Origin of the sequence: Stenotrophomonas sp. SMYL11 (assembly GCF_036320005.1) — a bacterium.
Lineage (GTDB): Bacteria > Pseudomonadota > Gammaproteobacteria > Xanthomonadales > Xanthomonadaceae > Stenotrophomonas > Stenotrophomonas maltophilia_A.
Map to the genome: position 1 here is coordinate 1 of NZ_JAWIRS010000009.1, position 20,447 is coordinate 20,447.

At 68.1% G+C, this 20,447-nt stretch carries 23 protein-coding genes; 11 read left to right on the forward strand and 12 right to left on the reverse strand.

The features are described from left to right. Nucleotides 1-251: 251 nt before the first annotated feature. Both V3B46_RS13250 and V3B46_RS13255 read right to left on the reverse strand, forming a co-directional pair. Nucleotides 252-821, reverse strand: coding sequence for a TlpA family protein disulfide reductase (locus tag V3B46_RS13250; RefSeq protein ID WP_329892114.1), 570 nt, complete (start codon nt 819-821; stop codon nt 252-254). Continuing rightward, complete coding sequence (locus tag V3B46_RS13255) at nt 818-2,092, reverse strand: YihY family inner membrane protein (protein ID WP_032130426.1); 1,275 nt, start codon at nt 2,090-2,092, stop codon at nt 818-820. Before V3B46_RS13255 ends, V3B46_RS13250 begins: the two co-directional genes overlap by 4 nt. 77 nt (nt 2,093-2,169) lie before the next feature. Here V3B46_RS13255 and wrbA point away from each other — a divergent pair, with 77 nt between their 5' ends. The 3 genes from wrbA to V3B46_RS13270 all read left to right on the forward strand — a co-directional run bounded on the left by wrbA (nt 2,170) and on the right by V3B46_RS13270 (nt 3,660). Next, nucleotides 2,170-2,763: an NAD(P)H:quinone oxidoreductase gene (gene wrbA / locus V3B46_RS13260; RefSeq protein WP_154262414.1), complete on the forward strand. Its 594-nt coding sequence runs from the start codon at nt 2,170-2,172 to the stop codon at nt 2,761-2,763. Continuing rightward, complete coding sequence (locus V3B46_RS13265; protein ID WP_154262412.1) at nt 2,760-3,095, forward strand: DUF2069 domain-containing protein; 336 nt, start codon at nt 2,760-2,762, stop codon at nt 3,093-3,095. Before wrbA ends, V3B46_RS13265 begins: the two co-directional genes overlap by 4 nt. A 79-nt stretch (nt 3,096-3,174) precedes the next feature. After that, nucleotides 3,175-3,660 carry an asparaginase domain-containing protein gene (locus V3B46_RS13270; protein WP_010481766.1) on the forward strand — a complete coding sequence of 162 codons (486 nt, stop codon included), beginning with the start codon at nt 3,175-3,177 and terminating at the stop codon, nt 3,658-3,660. Between the two features lie 120 nt (nt 3,661-3,780). Here V3B46_RS13270 and V3B46_RS13275 read toward each other — a convergent pair whose 3' ends face one another. From V3B46_RS13275 to sufT, 6 genes are all read right to left on the reverse strand, one after another. Further along, complete coding sequence (locus tag V3B46_RS13275; protein WP_154262411.1) at nt 3,781-5,523, reverse strand: S8 family peptidase; 1,743 nt, start codon at nt 5,521-5,523, stop codon at nt 3,781-3,783. 364 nt (nt 5,524-5,887) lie between these two features. After that, on the reverse strand, nt 5,888-6,910 hold the full coding sequence (locus tag V3B46_RS13280; protein WP_329892115.1) for a M23 family metallopeptidase: 1,023 nt from the start codon (nt 6,908-6,910) through the stop codon (nt 5,888-5,890). 1 nt (nt 6,911) lies between these two features. Beyond that, a complete protein-coding gene (locus tag V3B46_RS13285) occupies nt 6,912-7,247 on the reverse strand; it encodes a transcriptional regulator (RefSeq protein WP_329892116.1) in 336 nt (111 codons plus the stop codon). Further along, a complete protein-coding gene (locus V3B46_RS13290; RefSeq protein ID WP_329892117.1) occupies nt 7,244-7,900 on the reverse strand; it encodes a hypothetical protein in 657 nt (218 codons plus the stop codon). The genes V3B46_RS13285 and V3B46_RS13290 overlap by 4 nt, the downstream gene beginning before the upstream one ends. Before the next feature lie 173 nt (nt 7,901-8,073). Continuing rightward, complete coding sequence (locus tag V3B46_RS13295; RefSeq protein ID WP_329892118.1) at nt 8,074-9,168, reverse strand: branched-chain amino acid aminotransferase; 1,095 nt, start codon at nt 9,166-9,168, stop codon at nt 8,074-8,076. Between the two features lie 59 nt (nt 9,169-9,227). Further along, a complete protein-coding gene (gene sufT / locus V3B46_RS13300; RefSeq protein ID WP_005415385.1) occupies nt 9,228-9,779 on the reverse strand; it encodes a putative Fe-S cluster assembly protein SufT in 552 nt (183 codons plus the stop codon). Nucleotides 9,780-9,901: 122 nt separating this feature from the next. On the opposite strand from sufT, the gene V3B46_RS13305 reads away from it, so the two are divergent. Further along, nucleotides 9,902-10,321 carry a hypothetical protein gene (locus tag V3B46_RS13305; protein ID WP_125895495.1) on the forward strand — a complete coding sequence of 140 codons (420 nt, stop codon included), beginning with the start codon at nt 9,902-9,904 and terminating at the stop codon, nt 10,319-10,321. 53 nt (nt 10,322-10,374) lie between these two features. Here V3B46_RS13305 and V3B46_RS13310 read toward each other — a convergent pair whose 3' ends face one another. Then, nucleotides 10,375-11,835, reverse strand: coding sequence for an NAD(P)(+) transhydrogenase (Re/Si-specific) subunit beta (locus tag V3B46_RS13310; protein WP_049399979.1), 1,461 nt, complete (start codon nt 11,833-11,835; stop codon nt 10,375-10,377). Next, entirely contained in the window at nt 11,832-12,152 is a 321-nt protein-coding gene (locus tag V3B46_RS13315) for an NAD(P) transhydrogenase subunit alpha part 2 (protein WP_154262410.1), read from the reverse strand. The genes V3B46_RS13310 and V3B46_RS13315 overlap by 4 nt, the downstream gene beginning before the upstream one ends. A gap of 98 nt (nt 12,153-12,250) precedes the next feature. On the opposite strand from V3B46_RS13315, the gene V3B46_RS13320 reads away from it, so the two are divergent. The 3 genes from V3B46_RS13320 to V3B46_RS13330 are packed head-to-tail and all read left to right on the forward strand — an operon-like array spanning nt 12,251 to nt 13,623. Next, nucleotides 12,251-12,835: an RNA polymerase sigma factor gene (locus tag V3B46_RS13320; protein ID WP_329892119.1), complete on the forward strand. Its 585-nt coding sequence runs from the start codon at nt 12,251-12,253 to the stop codon at nt 12,833-12,835. After that, nucleotides 12,832-13,158, forward strand: a complete 327-nt coding sequence (locus tag V3B46_RS13325) for a hypothetical protein (protein WP_329892120.1) — start codon at nt 12,832-12,834, stop codon at nt 13,156-13,158. Before V3B46_RS13320 ends, V3B46_RS13325 begins: the two co-directional genes overlap by 4 nt. Before the next feature lie 3 nt (nt 13,159-13,161). Then, the gene (locus tag V3B46_RS13330) at nt 13,162-13,623 is read left to right on the forward strand and encodes a DUF3106 domain-containing protein (protein WP_154262408.1); all 462 of its coding nucleotides are present in this window, start codon (nt 13,162-13,164) and stop codon (nt 13,621-13,623) included. A gap of 100 nt (nt 13,624-13,723) precedes the next feature. Here the strand turns inward: V3B46_RS13330 and V3B46_RS13335 are convergent, their stop codons facing one another. Both V3B46_RS13335 and V3B46_RS13340 read right to left on the reverse strand, forming a co-directional pair. Then, nucleotides 13,724-14,803 (reverse strand): NAD(P) transhydrogenase subunit alpha, encoded by a 1,080-nt coding sequence (locus V3B46_RS13335; RefSeq protein ID WP_329892121.1) that lies wholly within the window; start codon nt 14,801-14,803, stop codon nt 13,724-13,726. A 52-nt stretch (nt 14,804-14,855) separates the two neighbouring features. Beyond that, nucleotides 14,856-17,177, reverse strand: a complete 2,322-nt coding sequence (locus tag V3B46_RS13340; protein WP_154262406.1) for a PacR family protein — start codon at nt 17,175-17,177, stop codon at nt 14,856-14,858. Between the two features lie 331 nt (nt 17,178-17,508). On the opposite strand from V3B46_RS13340, the gene V3B46_RS13345 reads away from it, so the two are divergent. The 4 genes from V3B46_RS13345 to V3B46_RS13360 are packed head-to-tail and all read left to right on the forward strand — an operon-like array spanning nt 17,509 to nt 20,363. Next, nucleotides 17,509-18,090, forward strand: coding sequence for a nitroreductase family protein (locus V3B46_RS13345; protein ID WP_154262405.1), 582 nt, complete (start codon nt 17,509-17,511; stop codon nt 18,088-18,090). Continuing rightward, nucleotides 18,087-19,022, forward strand: coding sequence for a 5'-3' exonuclease (locus tag V3B46_RS13350; RefSeq protein WP_329892122.1), 936 nt, complete (start codon nt 18,087-18,089; stop codon nt 19,020-19,022). The genes V3B46_RS13345 and V3B46_RS13350 overlap by 4 nt, the downstream gene beginning before the upstream one ends. Beyond that, on the forward strand, nt 19,019-19,573 hold the full coding sequence (locus V3B46_RS13355) for an NUDIX hydrolase (protein WP_154262403.1): 555 nt from the start codon (nt 19,019-19,021) through the stop codon (nt 19,571-19,573). Before V3B46_RS13350 ends, V3B46_RS13355 begins: the two co-directional genes overlap by 4 nt. After that, nucleotides 19,566-20,363, forward strand: a complete 798-nt coding sequence (locus V3B46_RS13360; protein WP_154262402.1) for an N-formylglutamate amidohydrolase — start codon at nt 19,566-19,568, stop codon at nt 20,361-20,363. The genes V3B46_RS13355 and V3B46_RS13360 overlap by 8 nt, the downstream gene beginning before the upstream one ends. Nucleotides 20,364-20,447 lie beyond the last annotated feature (84 nt).

Genomic DNA, 20,447 nt, shown 5'->3' on the forward strand with positions numbered 1-20,447 from the left:
ATCGCAGAAATCTGTCGGAGGCGGGGGGGGGGGGGGGGGGGGGGGGGGGGGGGGGGGGGGGGGGGGGGGGGCGGGGGGGGGGGGGGGGGGGGGCGGGGGCGGGGGGGGGGGGCGCCCCCCCCCCCCCCCCCCCCCCCCCCCCCCCCCCCCCCCCCCCCCCGCCACCACACGGAAATCGCGCTTTGGCTGTTGCTGCTGCCGTTGCTTGAATGTTTCGGCGGGTGCAGGGCCGCAGGCCCTGCCGATAACCCCTACTTTGCGCTGGCGATCTGCTTTTCGATGTCGGCGGCCGTCACCGGACCGAGGAAGGTGTGCGCCAGCTTGCCCTGCGGATCCAGCAAATGCGTCAACGGCAGGCCACGCGGCGTGGCGAAGTCCGTCGGCGGATCGAACGGGTCCACGATCACGATCGGATAGGTCACCGGATGCTTGGTGAGGAAGGCCTGCATCTCCGGCACCTCGATATCCTCATAGGCCAGGCCAACTACCTCGATGTTGCTGCGCATCGCATGCAGCGCCGACAGCTCCGGCATCTCCTTGCGGCACGGGGCGCACCAGGTCGCCCAGAAATTCACGATCACCCACTTGCCGCGATGCGCGGCCAGGTCGTAGTCGCTGCCATCCACCGCCTTCATCTTCAGCGTCGGGAACTCGGCAGTGGTGCGCTCGGCCGGGGTCTCTTCGACCGGTGCCGGTGTGGTCGGCGTCGGTGCCTGTGCCGGTGGCTGGCTGCTGGCCGGGGTCGGCTCCTGGGCCGGCTTGCAGGCCGACAGCGCCAGCAGCAGGGCCAGCGGGAGCAGCAACGGGGTCTTGCGGGTCATGGCATGTCTCCGGAATCGGTGTAGATATCGCTGACCTTGCGCTTGAGGCGTTCGCGCAGGGGCAGCCGCAGATCGTCCAGTGCCGCCAGCGCAGCACGGCCCAGTGTGTCGTCGCGGTATGGCAGATGCTGCTCGGCTACCGGAATGCGCAACTGGGTGCATTCGTACAGATCGGCCAGGCTGACTTGGTCCAGGTCGCGCGAGAGCAGCCATTCGCCGCGTTCATCGCGACGCAGCAGGCCGATCTCCTGCAGATTGCAGGCCAGGTCCTGCAGCAGCGAATCGGTCAGCATCGGCTCCAGCCGCAGGATTTCATCATCGGCCAGGCCCTTGCCCTTGGCTCGGGCATGGTGGAAGCGACCGAGCAGGCGCAGCAGGCCATAGAACTCGTAGCCCTGCGGCAGGCGCAGTTCCACCGGCTGGTAGCGGAAGGCCGCCATCGACGAGGACAGCGACGCGCCCAGCAGCACCGCCACCCAGCACAGGTAGATCCACAGCAGCAGGATCGGCACGAAGGCAACCGTGCCGTAGAGCTTCTGGTAGGACTGGAAGCTGCCCAGGTAGGCGCCGATGCCCCACTTCACCAGTTCCAGGATGACCGCCGCGAGGATCGCACCGGGCACCGCATGCCGCCATTTCACGGTGTGGTGCGGCACCACCCGGAACATCAGCGTGATGCAGACGAACTCGATCAGGATCGGCGCCAGCCGCAGCGCGAACTCGGCCAGCCAGCGGCCCTCCTGGGTGCCGAACAGTGGCATCGCGAACACCCGCGCCGACACCGCCAGCGAAGCGGCAGCGAGCATTGCGCCCAGGGTCAGCACGGTCCAGTAGACCAGGAAGCGGGTCAGCTTGGGCCGGGTCGAGCCGACCCGCCAGATCTGGTTGAAGGTCTCTTCAACGCTGTTGAGGGTGATCAGCAGTGACACCACCAGCGCAATGAAGCCGGCAGCCGTGAGCTGGCCGGCACTGGCCGAGAACTGCCGCAGGTATCCCTCCGCCGCACGCGCGGCGTTGGGCACGAAGTTGGAGAAGACGTAATCGCTGAGCTGGTCGCTCCAGCGGTCGAAGACAGGGAAGGCCGAGAGCACGCCGAAGACCACGATGGCCAGCGGCACCAGCGCGAACACCGTGGTGTACGCCAGTGCCGCCGCTGCCTGGAACAGGCGGTCGTCGAGGAAGCGATGCCACAGGAAGCGGCCGAAACTGATGGCCCGTGCGCGATCCCGCGCGCGCTCCATCCACAGGTTGAGCGTATCCAAAGGTTCCATCGGCGAAAGGGTACCCGATGCGGAATGCTCGCAGGATAGCCATACTGGTGGCCACACGACGAGGAGAAGCGGGCACGATGGGCGAGATTCTGGTGCTGTACTACAGCCGGGGCGGTTCAGTGGCACGGCTGGCGCGCCAGATCGCGCGGGGCATCGGCGAAATGCCGGGCATGACCGCGCGCCTGCGCACAGTGCCGCCGGTGGCCGCCGTGACCCAGACCGCACAGCCGCCGGTTCCCGACGATGGTGCCCCCTACGTGAGCGTGCAGGACCTGGTCGAATGCCAGGGCCTGCTGCTCGGCAGCCCCACCCGCTTCGGCAACATGGCGGCGCCGGTCAAGCACTTCCTGGACGGGCTGGGCGCCGAATGGGTCAACGGCACCCTCTCCGGCAAGCCGGCCGGCGTGTTCACCTCCACCGCCTCGATGCATGGCGGCCAGGAATCGACCCTGCTGTCGATGCAGGTGCCGCTGCTGCACCATGGCTGCGTGATCGTCGGCATCCCGTTCACCGAACCGGCGCTGAGCCACACCACCAGTGGCGGCACGCCGTATGGCGCCAGCCATGTGGCCGGTACAGCCGACGACCCGCAGCCGACCGACGATGAAGCCGTGCTGGCGCGCGCGCTGGGCCGCCGGGTGGCCGACATCGCGCAGCGGTTGGCCCGATGAGCGCCGCCCCGCGCACGGTCCTGCTGCTGGCCCTGATGGGGTTGGCCGCGCTGTTCGCCGGCTGGTTCATCAATGACAAGCACTGGCTGGCCACCCAGCTGGTGTTCACCGCGCCACCGCTGGCGTTGGCCTTTGCCCTGCGACTGGGCTGGCGCAAGGCCGGTTTCTGGGCCTCGGTGCTGGCCCTGGGCTGGTTCAGCCACGGGGTGATGAGTGCCTGGAGCCACCCGGAAACACGCTGGCTGGCGCTGATCGAGATCGCGCTGGCCCTGCTGGTGATCTTCAGCGCCAGCCTGCCGGGGCTGCGCGCCCGCTTCGGCAAGCGACGCTGACGCTGCGCCCGCCGGGCCGTATCATCTGTGTTCCTGGCCCCGCGCCGCTGTACCTGTCCTGGTTTCGCGCATGCACATGATGGAAGAGCTCCTGGTCGTCACCACCGGTGGCACGATCGACAAGATCTACTTCGACGACAAGTCGGACTACCAGATCGGCGACCCCCAGATCGGCATGATCCTGCGCGAGCTGGGCGTGACGTTCCGCTTCAACGTGATTCCGATCCTGCGCAAGGATTCGCTGCACATCAACGATGAGGACCGCGAACTGATCCGCGCCACCATCGCCGCGCAGCCGACCCGCCACGTGCTGGTGACCCACGGCACCGATTCGATGGTGCAGACCGGCAAGGTGCTGGCGACGATCCCGGACAAGACCATCGTGATGACCGGCGCGCTGAGCCCGGCACGTTTCCGCGGCTCGGATGCGGAGTTCAACATCGGCTGCGCGATCGGTGCGGTGCAGTCGTTGCCGAGCGGCGTGTACATCGCGATGAACGGGCGGATTTTCGACCCGCAGCACGTGCGCAAGAACGTGGCCGCGAACCGCTTCGAATCGGTCTGAGGAACAGCGTGCCGACCAAGGTCGGCACCTACCACGACGCGGCGGCTCGCATCACCGCGCGGCCCCATGCAAAAACGCCCCGGCCGGAGCCGGGGCGTGCCCATGGAGAGGGGCTTGGGCTCAGTACTGGGCGTTGAGGGTCAGGCCCGAGAAGGTGCTGTAGGCCTTCACCCGCACATACCACGTGCCGGCAGCGGGACTGTTGATGGTGCAGGTCTCGCTGTTGCCGCTCAGGTACGGGCGGCAGGTGTAGGCGGTATCGGTCGGGGCACTGCCCTGGCGAACGTACAGGTCGGCATCACCGCTGCCGCCACTGATCGCCACGCGCAGCTGGGTGCTGCCGGCCGGAACGTTGACGGTATAACTCAGCGAAGCGCCGCTGGCAGCGCCCAGGCCAGTCACCGGTACGTTGTTCTGCAGCACGTTGCCACCCGGGTTCGGATTGCCGCCACCGTTGATCGCTGCAGCCACAGCGGCATTGGCGTCGATGATGCCGGCGCCGCAGCCACCCGAGCAGGCGCCCGGCAGCGGACGTGCGGTGCTCTTGATGATGCTTTCCACCTGCGCCGGGCTCAGCGGGCTCGGGGCGACGGACTGCATCAGCGCGACCACGCCGGCCACGTGCGGTGCCGCCATCGAGGTGCCGTTGTACGAAGCGTAGCTGGCGCTGCCCGGGGTGGTGGTGCCGCTGTTGAGGGTGGACAGGATGCCCTGGCCCGGTGCCGAGATGTCGATGCCGTTGCCATAGTTGGAGAAGCTGGCACGCGCACCGGCCGAGGTGGTGGCCGCCACTGCGATCACGTTCGGGCAGTTGGCCGGCACCGACGAGGACACGTTGGTGTTGCTGTTACCGGCGGCGACCACCACGGTGGTGCCACGGCCGACAGCGCCATTGATCGCATTCTGGTAGGTGGTCGAGCAGCTGCCGCCGCCGCCCAGCGAGAGGTTGATGACCTCGGCCGGATTGGCATTGGCCGGCACGCCGCTGACGCTGCCGCCGGACGCCCACACGATCGCGTCGGCAATGTCGGAGGTGTAACCGCCGCACTTGCCGAGCACGCGCACCGGCACGACCTTGGCGTTGAACGCAGTACCTGCCACGCCGGTGCTGTTGTTGGTCACCGCCGCCACCGTGCCGGCCACGTGGGTACCGTGCCAGCTGGAGTTCGAACCCGGGTAGCCCGCCTGGCACTCGTTGTCGCCGTACCAGTCGCCCTCATCGTTCGGGTTGTTGTCGCGGCCGTTGCCGTCGCGCGCCATCGCCGCATCACTGATGAAGTCGTAGCCCGGCAGGATGTTGGCATTGAGGTCGGCGTGGTTGGTGATGCCGGTGTCGATCACCGCCACGACCACACCGGTGCCGGTGGCCTTGTCCCAGGCCGGCCGGATGTTGATGCCGGCATTGGAGGTACCGAAGCCCCATTGCTCGCTGAAGCGGGTGTCGTTCGGGGTCAGCGTGGCACGCATGATCTGGTCGACTTCAACGTATTCCACGTTCGGGTCGGCGGCCAGCTTGCGCATCAGCTGCTCGGATTCGGCCTGGTCGAGCGGACGATCGGTCTTGACCAGGGTCGGGCCGACGGCCAGCTTGCGGACCTGCTGCAGGCCCAGCGCGCGGCCCTGGCTGCTGGCCAGGCCGGCGGCGGCACTCTTCAGCGAAGAGGCCAGTGCGGTGGTGTTGGCCACCGGCGCGCTGCCGTCGCGGTACTTCACGATGAAACGCTGGTGTGTCTGTGCGGACTGCAGGCCGCTGAGCTGGACATCACCGGCCAGCGCAGGCGTGGCCAGCAGCAGCGATGACAGAACGGACGCACCAAGGACCACCCACACTCGACGCACACGCGGTTGCGTTACCTGGGACATCGTATTTCCCTTTCTTGTGGTGTGAATGCCGGAATCGGCAGAAGCACCGGCCCGAACCCTGGGCTGGCTTGCGTTGGCGAGGTTCGAAGTCCGGCGAGCCAGCGGATCCCCCTAACGATCCGCCGTGCAGATGACGCTAATGACCAAAACCGGACACCACAAGATTTTCAGCGTCTTTTCAGCAAGATGAAATGTTCGTTCTGAGACTTTTCGGGTCGAGGGTTTGTGAAGGTGAAGGAACTTTCTCCTGCCCTGCACGCACCTGACTGGGTCATCACGTGTCCTGCGATGACTTTGCCGACATCGGCGTCCACTGCTGACACCGTGCCCGCGGTACGCCTGCCCATCGCGTCGGACGCGCTGACTACTTTGCCTGCGGGAGGCGCGCCGGTCGGATCCGCTGACCTTTGACCGGCTCGCCGCGTGCAACCGGCTGGCCATCGGCCACGTAACCGGAGAACTGTGCCGGGAGCGCTTCGCCGACACCGAACACGGGCCCGGCCTGCAGCTGGTAGTGCAGGTGCGGTTCAGAGGAATTGCCGCTGTTGCCGCAGTCACCGAGGTGCGCGCCGCTGCGGACAGCCTGTCCCTGCGCCACACGCACACTGCCCTGGCGCAGGTGCGCCAGCACCGAGTATTCCTCGTTGCCGTGGTCGAGGATGACGCGGTTGCCGGTGAGCTGGGCGGCATTCATCTGGCCCGGCACGTTGTCGGCGACACCCTCGATCACGTCCACCACCGTGCCGTCGGCGGGCGCGAGGATCGGGCGACCGAAGCAGTAGTAATCATCGTTGCGCAGGCCATCGCCACGGTGCGAGCGGCCATCGCGGACCAACAGCAGATCCAGCGCGAAGCGCTGGCCGGCGTGGGTCGCATGGTAGTTCTGTTCGACGGTACGCCCACCCCAGAACACGTAGTACTCATCGTCGAACGGCAGTTGCAGCCGTGTGCGGGTCTGGTAGTCGAGGAACCCGCTCGTTGCGGCCTGCGGTGGCGTGGTCTGGAGCGGGCGGATGTAGAAGCCGCCAATCCGCCCGTCGGCATCGATGGCCCACAGCACCTGGATGATGGCCGGGCTCCTGGCGAAACGCGCCTGCCGCAGATAGGTGTCGAATCCATCAACCTTCTCGACCTTCTCACTGACCAGCTCGGTTTCTGCGCCCCAGCCCGTCAGCACCTGCTCGCGCAGCGCCACCAGGTTCTGCGGGGACTGCAGCCCCGCCTGCATCTGCGGCGTCATCCGTTCCCACAGGGCGTCGATGTGCCCTTCGTAGAACTGCGTGGTCAGCGCGGCTCCCTGATGGCGCGGATCTGCGGCCGCGGCCGCGCTGATGAGGGCACAGAAGGAAACAACCAGAACTGCAAACAGGCGCGGGAGCAATGTCATGTCAGGCGTCCTTTCGATCCGGATCGGGAATGCCGGCAACGATCGCTGCCAGCTGCGTGCGGTACTCGGCCAGGGCAGTGCGGCCCATCGGCGTCAACTGCAGGGTGGTCAGTGGGCGCTTGCCGCGGAACGACTTGTCGATTGCGACCAGCCCTGCCGCTTCAAGCTTGCTCAGATGGCTGGAGAGGTTGCCCTTGCTCAACCCGCTGAGATGCTCGACAAAGCCGAACTCGGCCGATTCGGCACCTGCCAGGATCGACAGGATCAGCAGGCGTGCCGGCTCGTGGATCAAGCGGTCGAGCTGGAGCAATGCTTTGGAATCAGGCAGCTGGGTCATCCGACGTTCGTCCGCGCCGCCATGAACGCGCGCATCTCCACCTGCAGCCGCTGGAAGCGCTGGTGGTCACGCCAGCCGACCACGATCAGTGCGACGGATGCCAGCGGAAACACGGCCGTGCTCGGGCCGAAGCCATACGCCTGCCCGGTGAAGGCCAGCGCGGCCTGGCACAACAGGAACACGCCCACGATGAACTCCAGCGGTGTACGCAGCCAGCGCCACACCGCCCAGGGCAGCAACGCCACCACGGCCAGGTAACCGATGGCGCGCAGGTCCCAGGGCAGCTCGCCCATCGGCGCCAGCCGGGTCAGCACGCTGCCGATCACCAGCACGCTTACCAGCGCGGTGAAGGCAATGAAGAAGCGCTGGAAATTGCGCTCGACCGGCGTAACCTGCTCCTCGACCTGGCCCAGCCGCTGGTAATAACGGCGTGCCAGCCATTGCTTGCCGACGATCCACAGCACCGGCACGGCAATCAGCACGATGCGCAGCGCCAGGGTGGTCGGCAGCAGCGCGCCGGCAAGGAACGAGGCCAGGCAGGCAATGCCGCCTGCCATCGCCGACAGGCCCCCGGCACTTCGCGAGTACCGCGAGTATTCACGGGTCAAGGCCTGCAGGCGCGAGGAAGGATCAATGACGGACGGCTGCTGCATGACACGCTCCATCGGGGTCGCTTGAATTTAGTTTGCATTGCAAACCTATTTGCGTCAAGCGCCCGTCTACTGCGGTCGACGGGCGGGCCCACAACGCAGAAAGCCCGTCACGAGGACGGGCTTTCCAGAAGAGCAGTCGAGCATGGCGCGACGCTACGGTTCGGCGCGGGCGATCAGCCCAGCTTGACCAGCCAGTTGTGGCGGTCCGGCAGGCGGCCGTACTGGATGTCGGTCAGCTCCTTGCGCAGCGACATGGTCACTTCGCCGGCCGGGGCGTTGATGTCGCCCACCGAGAAGCCCTCGCCCTTCAGCTGGCCGATCGGGGTGACCACCGCCGCGGTGCCGCAGGCGAACACTTCGGTGATCTCGCCGGAGGCAACGCCGTCCTTCCACTCTTCGATGCTGACCTTGCGCTCTTCGACCTTCATGCCGCGGTCGCGGGCCAGCTGCAGGATGCTCTCGCGGGTGATGCCTTCGAGGATGCTACCCGACAGCTGGGGGGTAACCAGCGTGCCGTCCTTGTAGACCAGGAACACGTTCATGCCACCCAGTTCTTCCAGGTACTTGCCCTCGACCGGGTCGAGGAACAGCACCTGCGAGCAGCCCTGTGCCTGCGCCTTCTGCTGCGGCAGCAGCGAAGCCGCGTAGTTGCCGCCGCACTTGGCAGCACCGGTGCCGCCCTTGGCTGCGCGCGCGTATTCGGTGGACAGCCAGATTGACACCGGGGCGACGCCCTTGGCGAAGTACGGGCCGGCCGGGCTGGCGATGACGTAGTAGCCGGCCTTGTGCGCGCCGCGCACGCCGAGGAAGGCTTCGTCGCCGATCATGAACGGACGGAAGTACAGGCTCGACTCATCGGCCGACGGCACCCAGGCGCTGTCGACGGCGATCAGCTGCTTCAGCGATTCGACGAAGATTTCCACCGGCAGTTCCGGCAGCGCCAGGCGCTGCGCCGAACGCTGCAGGCGACGGCCGTTGGCATCCGGGCGGAAGGTCCAGATCGAACCGTCGGCATGGCGGTAGGCCTTGATGCCCTCGAAGATTTCCTGGCCGTAGTGCAGCACGGCCGCGGCCGGGTCCAGCTGCAGCGGACCGTAGGCGCGCACGTTGGCGTTGTGCCAGCCGGTGTCCTTGTCCCAGCGCACTTCCACCATGTGGTCGGTGAAGTGCAGGCCGAAACCCGGCTTCTCCAGGATCTGGGCGCGCTCTTCAGCGCTGCGCGGGTGGTCCGAACGGGTGACGGCGAAGCTGGGAATGGACTGGGACACCGGAGATTTCCTGTTCTGGTTGCGGGTAATGCCGGGCCCGCGTCACTGCGGGCCGTGGGTCAAAGCATGCCGGTCTCGAGCCGGGCCGCCTCGGACATCATGTGCTGGTTCCACGGCGGGTCGAACACCAGGTCGACGTCGGCCTCGGCCACCGTCGGGATCATTTCGAGCTTGCTGCGCACGTCGTCGACCAGGATCTCGCCCATGCCGCAGCCCGGCGCGGTCAGGGTCATCTTCACGTCGATCTCGCGCTTGCCTTCGTCCAGGTGCTTGATCTCGACTTCATAGACCAGGCCCAGTTCGACGATGTTCACCGGAATTTCCGGATCGAAGCAGGTCCGCAGCTGCTGCCACACAAGCTGTTCCACCTGTTCATCGGTGGCGTCGGCCGGCAGCTCCAGCGGTGCCGGTGCCTCCTTGCCGATGGCGTCGCCATCCTTGCCGGCGATGCGGAACAGGTTGCCCTCGACGAACACCGAATAACTGCCGCCCAGCGCCTGGGTGATGTACCCATAGCTGCCGGCGGGCAGGGTCACGGTGTCGCCCTGCGGGACCATCACGGCCTCGCAATCGCGTTCGAAGTGGACAGGTTCGCTGCTACGGGAATACATGGGGACCGATATGGGGCCGTGGCCAAGGCCACGCAAGACGGCATTCTAGCCCAGCCGCCCTGCGGCCGCCGGTGCACTGCGGCAAACCACAGTATCCTGTGGGTGATCTTCAGGGAGCTTCGATGTCCTCCAATGCCGCGCGTGCCAGGACCGTGACCTGGCTCTGGCCCATCATGCTGTTGCTGGGTCTGCTTGTTGCTCCCCTCGCCTGGATGATGCTGGCGCTGATGACCGGCCGGCAGGTCGGCTGGATGGCGGTACTGACCGCCCTGGAACTGGTGTTCATGCTGCGCATGGGCACGCTGGGCCCGGGCCGGCTGCGCATCGCCCTGGTCGTGCTGGGCACCCTCCTGGTGGCGGCCGTGGCCAACTGGGCCATCGCCAGCGCGTGGATGGGCGGCTCGATCGGGCTGGACCTGTGGGACGCCACGTTGCGGATGGGTCCGCACCTGGCCTGGACCCTGATCACCCTCGCCAATGGCGCGATGGAATGGCTGTGGCTGGCCCTGGGCGTGGCCGTGGGCGCCTGGCTGGCGCGCTGAGCCCTACATGGGGTCAGAGCCCTTCCCTGCGGAAAGGGATCCGACCCCGGCCTTCAATGCCCGCCGTCGAGCGCCTTCAGTTCGCTCACCAGCGAGGCCGCCGCTTCCGCACCATCGCCGTACAGCATGCGGGTGTTGTCGGCGTAGAACAGCGCATTCTCGATGCCGGCAAAACCGGTGCCCTTGCCGCGCTTGATCACCACCACGTTGCGCGCGTTGACCACATCCAGCACCGGCATGCCGTAGATCGGGCTGGCCGGGTCGGTGCGTGCCACCGGATTGACCACGTCGTTGGCACCGATCACCAGCACCACGTCGGTGTTGGCGAACTCCGGGTTGATGTCGTCCATGTCGGCGATCAGGTCGTAGGGCACACCCGCTTCGGCCAGCAGCACGTTCATGTGCCCGGGCATGCGCCCGGCCACCGGATGGATGGCGAACTTCACCTTCACCCCGCGCTGGCCCAGCCGCTGCGCCAGCTCCCAGATCTTGTGCTGGGCCTGCGCAACCGCCATGCCGTAGCCCGGCACGATCACCACGCGTTCGGCGTAGGCCATCATCGCCGCAACGTCCGACGCCTCAATCGGCTTCTGCGCACCTGTGATCGCCTGTGCCTCGCCACCAGCGCCACCGCCGAAGTTGGAGAACAACACGTTGCGGATCGGCCGGTTCATCGCCTTGGCCATCAGCCGGGTCAGCAGGATGCCCGCCGCGCCGACCATCATGCCGGCGATGATCAATGCCTCGTTGCCCAGTACGTAGCCTTCGAACGACACCGCCAGGCCGGTGAACGCGTTGTACAGCGAGATCACCACCGGCATGTCGGCGCCACCGATCGGCAGCGTCATCAACACGCCCAGTGCCAGCGCCAGCACGAAGAAGGCGACGATCGCCCAGGTGTTGAGCGTGCTGGCCGCGATGATCGCCAGCACCACCACCGCCAGTGCCACCACCAGGTTCATCACCTGCTGGCCCGGCCAGGTCACACGCTTGTCCAGGCGGCCATCGAGCTTGGCCCAGGCGATCACCGAGCCGGACAGCGACACCGCACCGATGGCCGCACCGACCACCGCCAGCAGCAGCACCATGCCCGAGGGTTGGCGGGCAGCGAGGTCGGCCAGCGCCTGCGCACTCCAGTGGCTGGTATCGCGGTTGGCAAGGAAGGCGTAGCGCAGCAGTTCCACTGCACCGATGGCCGCGGCCGAGCCGCCGCCCATGCCGTTGTACAGCGCCACCATCTGCGGCATGTCGGTGATGGCAACCTTGCCGGCTGACCACCAGGCCAGGCCCGCGCCCAGCAGCAGTGCCACCAGGATCAGCGGCACGTTGTGCAGTTCGGGCAGGAAGAAAGTCGCCACCGTGGCCAGCAGCATGCCCAGCCCGGCCCAGCGGATGCCGCTGCGCGCGGTCAGCGGCGAGGCCATGCGCTGCAGGCCCAGCAGGAACAGCGTGGCGGCGACGAGGTAGCTGGCCTTGACCAGCCAATCGAGCAGTTCGACGGTGCTGATGTTCAAGCCTGCGGCTCCTTCGGCTCGTCCTTGCCGTCCTTGGGCGCGCTCGGCTTGAACATTTCCAGCATGCGCGCGGTGACCACGTAGCCACCGGCGGCGTTGCCGGCACCAAGCACCACGGCGAGGAAGCCCAGGGCTTTCTCCAGCGGTGTCTGCGCGTGCCCCAGCACCACCATCGCACCGATCAGCACGATGCCGTGGATGAAGTTGGAGCCCGACATCAGCGGGGTATGCAGGATCACCGGCACCCGCGAAATGATCACGTGGCCGGCGATGGCTGCCAGCATGAAGATGTACAGCGCTACGAACCCGTCACTCACCGGCAACGCTCCTGCTCTGTCTTCGTCGTCCCATCATAACCATGGGCTGAACCCGGTGCGCGCCCGGCGTCAACCGAAGCCGCGATCACGCGTTGTCGATGGTGACCCCGAGCGAGGAACCGTACCCTGTGCTGGTGAGCAGCCCCGCCCCCCCGAGCGCCGAGACCGATGCCCTGCCGGCGTCGCTGGAGGCGTTCCTGGCCAGTGTTGGCCCGCGCGCATTCCGCTTCGCCGAGGCCGGCCTGCGCCAGCGCGAAGACGCCATGGACGCGGTGCAGGACGCGCTGCTGCGCATGCTGGACTACGCCGACAAGCCGGCAGCCGAATGGGCGCCGCTGTTCTGGAGCATCCTGCGCCGGCGCGTGATCGACCTGCAGCGCCGGCGCCGCTTCCGCCTGCCGTTCTGGCGCGACAACCAGGACGCCGACGGGGGCGAGATCGACTGGGCCGACCCCGGCCCGGACCCGGCACAGGCGCACGAACAGCGCCAGCAGTACCAGCAGCTGGTGGACGCGTTGCGCCGCCTGCCCGCCCGCCAGCGCGAGGCCTTCACCCTGCGCGTGCTGCAGGACCTGGACGGGGCCACCACCGCCCGCGCCATGGGCTGCAGCGAAGGCGCGGTAAAAACCCATCTGGCACGCGCCCGCCAGGCGCTGCAGGATTACCTGGAGATCCACCCGTGAACCGCTCCCTGCCTTCCGATGACACCCTGCGCAGCCTGCACGCGCGGTCGCTGCACGCGCTGTCGCCGGCAACGCTGGCCCGGCTGCGCCAGGCTCGCCACGGCGCCACGGCCACCCATCGCGGGCGCTGGCGCTGGTGGCTGGCCAGTGCCTGTTCACTGGTGGTGGCACTTGGTATCGGCCTGCAGTTCACCGGCCACGGCACCCTGACGAGCCCTGCGCCGGCACCTGTGCTTGCCTCGGTGGAAGACAACAGCGCGCTGTACGACGAAAATCCCGATCTGTACCTGTGGCTGGGCGACACCGACCTGGCGATGGAGTGAATCATGTCCCGACCGCACACCCTGCCCCTGCTGATGACCCTGTTGCTGCTGCCGGCCCTCCCGGCGCTGGCGCAGAGCGCCGCGCCCGCCCCTGCCGCACGCCCTGCGCCGGCCGTACCGCTGCCAGCGTGGGAACACCTGAGCGAAGCGCAGCGCGAATCCCTGCTGGCGCCCCTGCGCGACCGCTGGAACAGCGCCGATGCCGGCCAGCGCCAGCGCATGCTCTCGCATGGCCAGCGCTGGCAATCGATGAGCCCGGAGGAGCGCGACAAGGCCCGCCGTGGCCTGCGCCGCTTCGAGCACATGAGCCCGGAACAACGTGAGCAGGCACGTGCCCTGTTCGGTCAGATGCGGGATCTGCCCCCAGCGCAGCGCGACGCACTGCGCGAGCGCTGGTCGCAGATGACGCCGGAGCAGCGCAAGGACTGGGTGCGCGAGAACCCGCCGCCGGCGAAGCCGCGGTAACGCCGACATCCGCAGGGTGGGTGCGGCCCCTGGTCCGCACGCTGGGCCGTTCCTCCACGCACGGCGTGGATCTACGGGGAAGGCAACCGGCGCTACCGGCTCACGCCTGCCAGCGTGTCTTCGCCAGCAGCTCGTCGTCCCAGTCGAAACCCAGCTGGCCCTCGCGCACGAACAAGGCGACGAAGTTGAGCAGGTTGCGCGCATACATCTCGCTGGCCTGGGTCGCGCCGCGGCTGGCCAGGCCCAGCGGGCCATCGATGGTCACGCCCTGATGCTCGATGCACTGCCCCGGCTGGGTCAGTGCGCAGTTGCCACCGCTCTCCGCCGCCAGGTCCACGATCACGCTGCCGGTGGCCATGCCTTCCACCATTGCGGCGGTCACGATCGTTGGCGCCGGTCGCCCCGGCACTGCGGCGGTGCAGATCACCACATCCACGCTGCGCAGGTGGTCGGCCAGCCGGCGCTGCTGCTCGGAGCGCTCCTCATCGGTCAATGCGCGCGCATAGCCGCCCTCGCCCGCCGCGCTGACCCCGAGATCAAGGAAGCGCGCGCCCAGCGACTGGATCTGCTCACGGGTTTCCGGGCGTACGTCGAAACCTTCCACCTGTGCCCCCAACCGGCGCGCGGTGGCAATGGCCTGCAGGCCCGCTACACCGGCACCGATCACCAGCACCTTGGCCGGCCGCACGGTACCGGCGGCGGTGGTCAGCATCGGGAAGAATCGCGGCGCACGCTCGGCCGCGATCAGTGCCGCCTTGTAACCGGCCATGCCCGCCTGCGAACTGAGCACGTCCATCGCCTGCGCGCGCGTGGTGCGCGGCAGCTGCTGCAGTGGGAACAGGTGCAGGCGGTCGCCAGCGGCCAATGCCGCAAGCGCCGGATCGCTGCCCGGGGTCAGCAGGCCGACCACGCTGGCAGTGGGCTTGAGCTGCTCCAGCACTGCCACCGGCGGTGCCTGCACGCACAGCAGGATATCGATCTCGGCCCAGCGACCTTCATCGAAAACGCGTGCACCGGCGTCGTCATAGGCAGCATCGGTAAATCCCGCCGCCAGACCGGCGCCGGCCTCATACCAGACAGTGATGCCCAAGGCACCGAGCTTGCGCGCGGTTTCCGGCGTCAACGCCACGCGCCGTTCGCCCGGCGCGGTCTCCTTGATCCCCAGCAACGCCACGGCCATGCAGGTCCCCGCTGATCGGTGAGTTTTCCCGATCCTAGCAGGCGGCCACGACTCAGTGCAGGGTTGCGCTGCCCGGGTCCAGCCGATCGATCACACCCTGCATCGCGCTGTCGAAGGCGCCATCGTCGACGTGGGCGCGCAGGCGGCCCAGCCGCACCATCACCGCCAGTTCTTCCGGCGAGGCCACGCAGAAGCGCACGCCGCGGCGGTTGACGAACAGCAGGCGCGAGGAAATCGGGCTGACCCAGGACAGCTTGCCGGCCTGCACCTTGCCGTCCTTGTCGACGAAGTCCAGCCAGTTGCCGATTTCCATGCGGCGGAAGCGGTCGGCGTCGGCGTTGTCGAAATCGTCGGCGTCGATCTGCCCGCCCAGCTCCACCGCTGGCGACTCAGCCACCGGCGGCGCCGGCAAGGCAACCTGCGGCAGTTCCGGCAACGCGCGCTGCAGTTCCGGCCGCGATTCGGCAATGCCCTGCAGGGTGTCGTGCAGGGCGTCGATGGCACCGGTGGCGGCATCGCCGTGCACGCCGACACTGGCAAATACCTTGGCCAGCACCGGCTGCCAGGCCTGCAGCCACGGCTTGCCGACGATCTGGCGGCGGGCCTCGGCCACTTCCTCCAGCAGGCCGTCAGCCAGGCTCAGGGCCTCGGCCACCGACGCGCCCTCCTCGCCCTCGCGCAGCAGCGCCAGGGTCAGGTGGTGCTGCCACGGCTGGCGCAGGAACTCGGCGATGGCCGGCGGCAAGGTGGCATCGCCGATGCGGCGGTCCAGTTCGGCACCGGCCCGGCTGCGGGCCATTTCCAGCTTCTCCTGGCCGCGCTGCGTTTCGGCGGCGCGGCGCTCGGCGATTTCCACGCGGCGGCGGTGCTGCACGAGGAACTCGCGGAATTCTTCTTCCAGGGTCAGGAAGATGGCCAGGTTCTCGTTGAACTCGGCCACCAGGCGTTCGATGATCTCCTCGACCTTGGCCATCAGCATGCGCTCGGCCTGGCTTTCGCCGGTATTGCCCTCGCAGGCTTCGGCCAGCGAGTTGAGCAGCTTGCGGGCCGGGTGGGTCTTCTGCACGAACATGCGCCGGTCGAGCATCGCCACCTTTACGAAGGGCACCACCAGGCGGCCGATCAACTCGCGCGAACGGCCCTCCAGCTCGCGCTCGTCCAGCATCACGTCGAACAGCATGCCGACCAGATCGATCGCATCTTCGTCCTGCGGGTCCAGCCGGGTCTGGCCAGGATCGACGCCGAGACGGGTGGCGCTGGACAGCACTTCACTCTTCAGCCGCTGCGCAAGTGATTCGCCGTCCTCGCCGATGGCCGCACGCAGGGTGGCGCTGGGCGTGGCCTGCAGCAGCGACAGCACCGACATCATCTCGCGCTGGCTCAACGGGCGGTGCTGGCCGACCGCGACCTGCGCGGCAGAGGTGGCGTCCTCGCGAACGTGACGGGTCTGCTGCAGCAGCTCATGCAGGGCCTCAAGCAGCATTCCCTGCTGGCCCGCATACGCCTCGCCGTTGCCGGCATCCTCGCTCCCGAGGTGCTGCTGCATGTGGCCACGGCGCTCGGACCAGCGCGCGGCGAAGCGCTGCGCCCAGGCCGGAGCGGCCTGTTCATCATCGCTGAATTCGGATTCGAAGCCCGCCGCGTGGCGCGGCTCGACCAGATCGTCCACCCCCGGCGCCATGCGCGGGTCGGGCGCGGCCGACAATGGACGCCGCGGCGCCCCCATCTGCGACATCACGCCAGCGGCGGCCAGCTGCTCGTCCAGCTTCTCGTAGATGCGGCCCACCGGCGCGCGCAGGTCGCGCTCGCACAGCTTGATCAGCACCAGGTGCACTTCCGGCGCCAGCTCGCAGCCGGCAAAGGCCTCATGGATGGCCACGCCCAGGTGTTCGGGGCTGACCGGGTTGTGGTCGGCATCCAGCTCGGCACCGCCGATCAGGCGGCCCAGGCGGCGGTCCAGCCGCGCCAGCACCGGCTTGAAATCACGCAGCAGCACGGTGGCGAAATTGCGCACCGCCAGCCGCGACTCCAGTACATGTTCCGCCAGCAGGCTCAGGCCATCCTCGGCCGGTCCGGACAGGGTGGCTTCGGCCGACAGCGGCTCGCCACTGGCCAGTGCATCCCAGGCCCGCTGCAGGTGGCCGGCGAAGGCGGCGGCGATGTCCTCGCGGCGGCGGCGCAGCTCGCGCATCGCATCCAGGAACAGCAGCTGCGACGAGCCTGCATTGCCGGCGCGGTCGAACAGTGCATCGTCGAAACGCGCCAGTGCGGCCCCGAACGCCTGGCACAGCGCCGGCAGGACCATGTCCCGGGCACGCTGAAGCTGGACCGGGTCACGGCCCGGCGATCCCATCGGTGTGGGCGCGCTCATCATTCGGGAAGGCTCCCCACCTTCTCTGGTACGACAGACAGCATGGACATCGCGACGGCCGGCACACCCCATGTACCGGTACGTCGATGGTAGGCCGGCCAGCCCGTCACGGACAGTGAAACAGTCCTCACTTCAAACCTCATGACCGGCGGCCCGGCAAGATGGATATCGTAAGCCGTGCGAGGCCCACGAGGCGAGAGGAAGCGGTCGTCCCTTTCCCGCCAGTGGCATGATGTTCATCACAGTTTGATATTCAGGGGCGGGACGCGACACAGACGGCGTCATTGACCACCCCGACTATAATCAAACACCCGTGATGACCGGTTCAGACTCCATGCCCGACCCCGCTGCCCTGCTTGCCCTGGATGCCCGCCGCTCGGTGCCCTCGCGGCAATTGGGCGAGCCCGGACCGGATCCGGCCACCCTGCAGCGCATGCTGGCCTCGGCCGTGCGCGTGCCCGACCACGGCAAGCGCGTACCGTTCCGCTTCCTGAAGATCGCCGGCGATGCACGTCACACTCTGGGCGACTTCCTGGCCGAGCGCAGCCGCCAGCGCGACCCGCATGCCGGCGAGGCGGTATTCGAGAAGGACCGCCAGCGCTTCAGCCATGCGCCGCTGGTGATCGTGGTGGTGGCCAGCCCGCGCCCGGATCCGAAGGTGCCCGAACAGGAACAGCTGATGACCGCCGGCTGCGTCTGCTTCGCCCTGCTGCAGGCCGCACAGGCGCTGGGCTTCGGCGCGCAGTGGCTGACCGCCTGGATGGCCTTCGATCCGGCGGTACAGGCCCACCTGGGCCTGGCCGAAGGCGAAGGCATCGCCGGGTTCATCCACATCGGCACGCCCAAGGCCGATGTTCCCGAGCGCGAGCGCCCCGATCCGGCCGCCCTGCTGCGCGACTGGATGCCACCGGCATGAGCCTGCCGGCACCACCGCCGTCGCTGTATCTGGTCGACGCCAGCATCTACGTGTTCCGCGCCTGGCACTCGCTGCCGGACCAGTTCCAGGACGCGCAGGGCTGGCCGACCAATGCCGTGCACGGCTTCGCCCGCTTCCTGCTGGACCTGCTCGAACGCGAACGCCCACGTCACATCGCCATCGCCTTCGACGAAGCGCTCGACAGCGGCTTCCGCCATCGGCTGTATCCGGCCTACAAGGCCAATCGCGACCCGGCACCGGAAGCCCTCAAACGTCAGTTCGTACACTGCAAGGCGCTGTGCGCGGCGTTGGGCCTTGCGGTGCTGGCCCACCACGAATACGAAGCCGATGACCTGATCGGCAGCGCCCTGCACGTGCACCGTGGCAGCCATCGCGGGGTGATCATCTCCGCCGACAAGGACCTGTCGCAGCTGCTGCTCGATCACGACGAACAGTGGGATTACGCGCGCAACCAGCGCTGGGACGTGGCCGGCGTGAAGACACGGCACGGCGTGCACGCGCACCAGATCGCCGATTACCTGGCCCTGTGCGGCGATGCGGTGGACAACATTCCCGGTGTCAGTGGTGTCGGCAGCAAGTCCGCCGCCGTGCTGCTGGCCCACTTCGGCAGCATGGACGTGCTGTACGAACGCCTGGACGAAGTGCCGTTCCTGCGCCTGCGCGGCGCGGCACAGATGGCGGTGCGCCTGCGTGAGCAGCGCGAGCACGCCCAGCTCTGGCGCCAGCTGACCACCATCGCGCTGGACGCGCCGCTGGAGGGCAGCCAGCCCGGACTGCTGCGCCAGGCAGCCGATCCGGAGCTGCTCGGTGGCCTGTGCCAGACCCTGCGCTTCGGCCCGATGACCCGCCGCCGGCTGTTCGATGCCGCCGGCGTGGCCGACCCTCTTCCCACCCACAGCGAGCCCGCATGAGCCAGCGCTACACCGAAGCCCCGCGTGTCGTCTATGAAGGCAAGTACCAGCGCATGCTGGTGCGCGGCACCTGGGAATACAGCGAACGTACCCATGCCGGTGGCCTGGCCGCGATCATCATCGCCGTCACCCCGGAGGACAAGGTGCTGTTCGTCGAGCAGTTCCGCGTGCCGCTGCAGGCACCCACCATCGAGATGCCGGCCGGCCTGGTCGGCGACATCCACGCCGGCGAATCGATTGAAGTCTCGGCCGTGCGCGAACTGGAAGAAGAAACCGGCTGGACCGCCGATCACGCCGAAGTGCTGATGATCGGCCCGACGTCGTCCGGCGCCAGCAGCGAGAAGATCGCCTTCGTACGCGCTACCGGCCTGCGCCGGATCGGCGAAGGTGGCGGCGATGACAGCGAGGACATCACCGTGCACGAGATTCCACGCAGTGAGGCCGCGGCCTGGCTGGTGCAGAAGATGGGCGAAGGCTACGAGCTGGACGCCAAGCTCTGGGCCGGCCTGTGGATGATCGAGCACCACCTGGACGGGCGCCCGCGTGGCTGACGCCGACATGCATGCGCTGCCGGCGCTGCTCGGCGCCGACGACCCGGCGATCTACACACTTCACCGGCCGCAGGGCGCTTCGCCGTACCTGCTGCTGGCCGACCACGCCGGCCAGCAGGTGCCGCGCGCCCTCGCCGGCCTGGGCTTGCCACAGGTCGAACTGGACCGCCACATCGGCTGGGACATTGGCATTGCCGGCACCACCCGCCAACTGGCCGAACAGCTGGATGCCTGGGCGATCGAACAGACCTATTCGCGGCTGCTGATCGACTGCAACCGCCCGCTGGCCTCGCCGACGCTGATTCCGGAAGTAAGCGACCACACCGTGGTGCCGGGCAATGCCGGGCTGTCGGCGGCGCAGCGGCAACAGCGCATTGATGCGATCCACGCGCCGTACCACGCACGCATCGACGCCGAACTGGACGCACGCCGCGATGCCGGCCGCCCCACCCTGCTGGTGATGATGCACAGCTTCACCCCGGCGATGAACGGCGCGCAGCGGCCGTGGCATGCCGGCGTGCTGTACCACCAGGACACGCGCTTTGCGCACGCACTGCTGCAGGCACTGCGCGACGAAGGCGACCTGGTGGTGGGCGACAACGAACCGTATTCGGTCAGCAGCACCAGCGACTACGCCGTGCCGGTGCACGGCGAAGGCCGCGGGCTGGTGCACGTGGAACTGGAGATCCGCCAGGACCTGATCGCCGATGCCGCCGGGCAGCAGGCATGGGCGGAGCGGCTGGCGCGGATCTTCAGCGCGCTGCAACCTCAGTTGTTGACCGCCGGGTGATTTATCCAGGCCTGGTAGTGCCGGCCGCTGGCCGGCCTCACCCGATCAACACACCCAAAGCCGGGTGGGGGCCGCCGGCGGCGC

Coding starts and splice junctions, on each gene's coding strand:
- V3B46_RS13280 (WP_329892115.1), bottom strand. CDS start 6,910: ATGACATTGCTCCCGCGCCTGTTTGCAGTTCTGGTTGTTTCCTTCTGT.
- V3B46_RS13355 (WP_154262403.1), top strand. CDS start 19,019: ATGAGCCAGCGCTACACCGAAGCCCCGCGTGTCGTCTATGAAGGCAAG.
- V3B46_RS13345 (WP_154262405.1), top strand. CDS start 17,509: ATGCCCGACCCCGCTGCCCTGCTTGCCCTGGATGCCCGCCGCTCGGTG.
- sufT (WP_005415385.1), bottom strand. CDS start 9,779: ATGTATTCCCGTAGCAGCGAACCTGTCCACTTCGAACGCGATTGCGAG.
- wrbA (WP_154262414.1), top strand. CDS start 2,170: ATGGGCGAGATTCTGGTGCTGTACTACAGCCGGGGCGGTTCAGTGGCA.
- V3B46_RS13330 (WP_154262408.1), top strand. CDS start 13,162: ATGTCCCGACCGCACACCCTGCCCCTGCTGATGACCCTGTTGCTGCTG.
- V3B46_RS13320 (WP_329892119.1), top strand. CDS start 12,251: ATGGTGACCCCGAGCGAGGAACCGTACCCTGTGCTGGTGAGCAGCCCC.
- V3B46_RS13255 (WP_032130426.1), bottom strand. CDS start 2,092: ATGGAACCTTTGGATACGCTCAACCTGTGGATGGAGCGCGCGCGGGAT.
- V3B46_RS13275 (WP_154262411.1), bottom strand. CDS start 5,523: ATGTCCCAGGTAACGCAACCGCGTGTGCGTCGAGTGTGGGTGGTCCTT.
- V3B46_RS13285 (WP_329892116.1), bottom strand. CDS start 7,247: ATGACCCAGCTGCCTGATTCCAAAGCATTGCTCCAGCTCGACCGCTTG.
- V3B46_RS13305 (WP_125895495.1), top strand. CDS start 9,902: ATGTCCTCCAATGCCGCGCGTGCCAGGACCGTGACCTGGCTCTGGCCC.
- V3B46_RS13340 (WP_154262406.1), bottom strand. CDS start 17,177: ATGATGAGCGCGCCCACACCGATGGGATCGCCGGGCCGTGACCCGGTC.
- V3B46_RS13350 (WP_329892122.1), top strand. CDS start 18,087: ATGAGCCTGCCGGCACCACCGCCGTCGCTGTATCTGGTCGACGCCAGC.
- V3B46_RS13250 (WP_329892114.1), bottom strand. CDS start 821: ATGACCCGCAAGACCCCGTTGCTGCTCCCGCTGGCCCTGCTGCTGGCG.
- V3B46_RS13290 (WP_329892117.1), bottom strand. CDS start 7,900: ATGCAGCAGCCGTCCGTCATTGATCCTTCCTCGCGCCTGCAGGCCTTG.
- V3B46_RS13265 (WP_154262412.1), top strand. CDS start 2,760: ATGAGCGCCGCCCCGCGCACGGTCCTGCTGCTGGCCCTGATGGGGTTG.
- V3B46_RS13270 (WP_010481766.1), top strand. CDS start 3,175: ATGGAAGAGCTCCTGGTCGTCACCACCGGTGGCACGATCGACAAGATC.
- V3B46_RS13335 (WP_329892121.1), bottom strand. CDS start 14,803: ATGGCCGTGGCGTTGCTGGGGATCAAGGAGACCGCGCCGGGCGAACGG.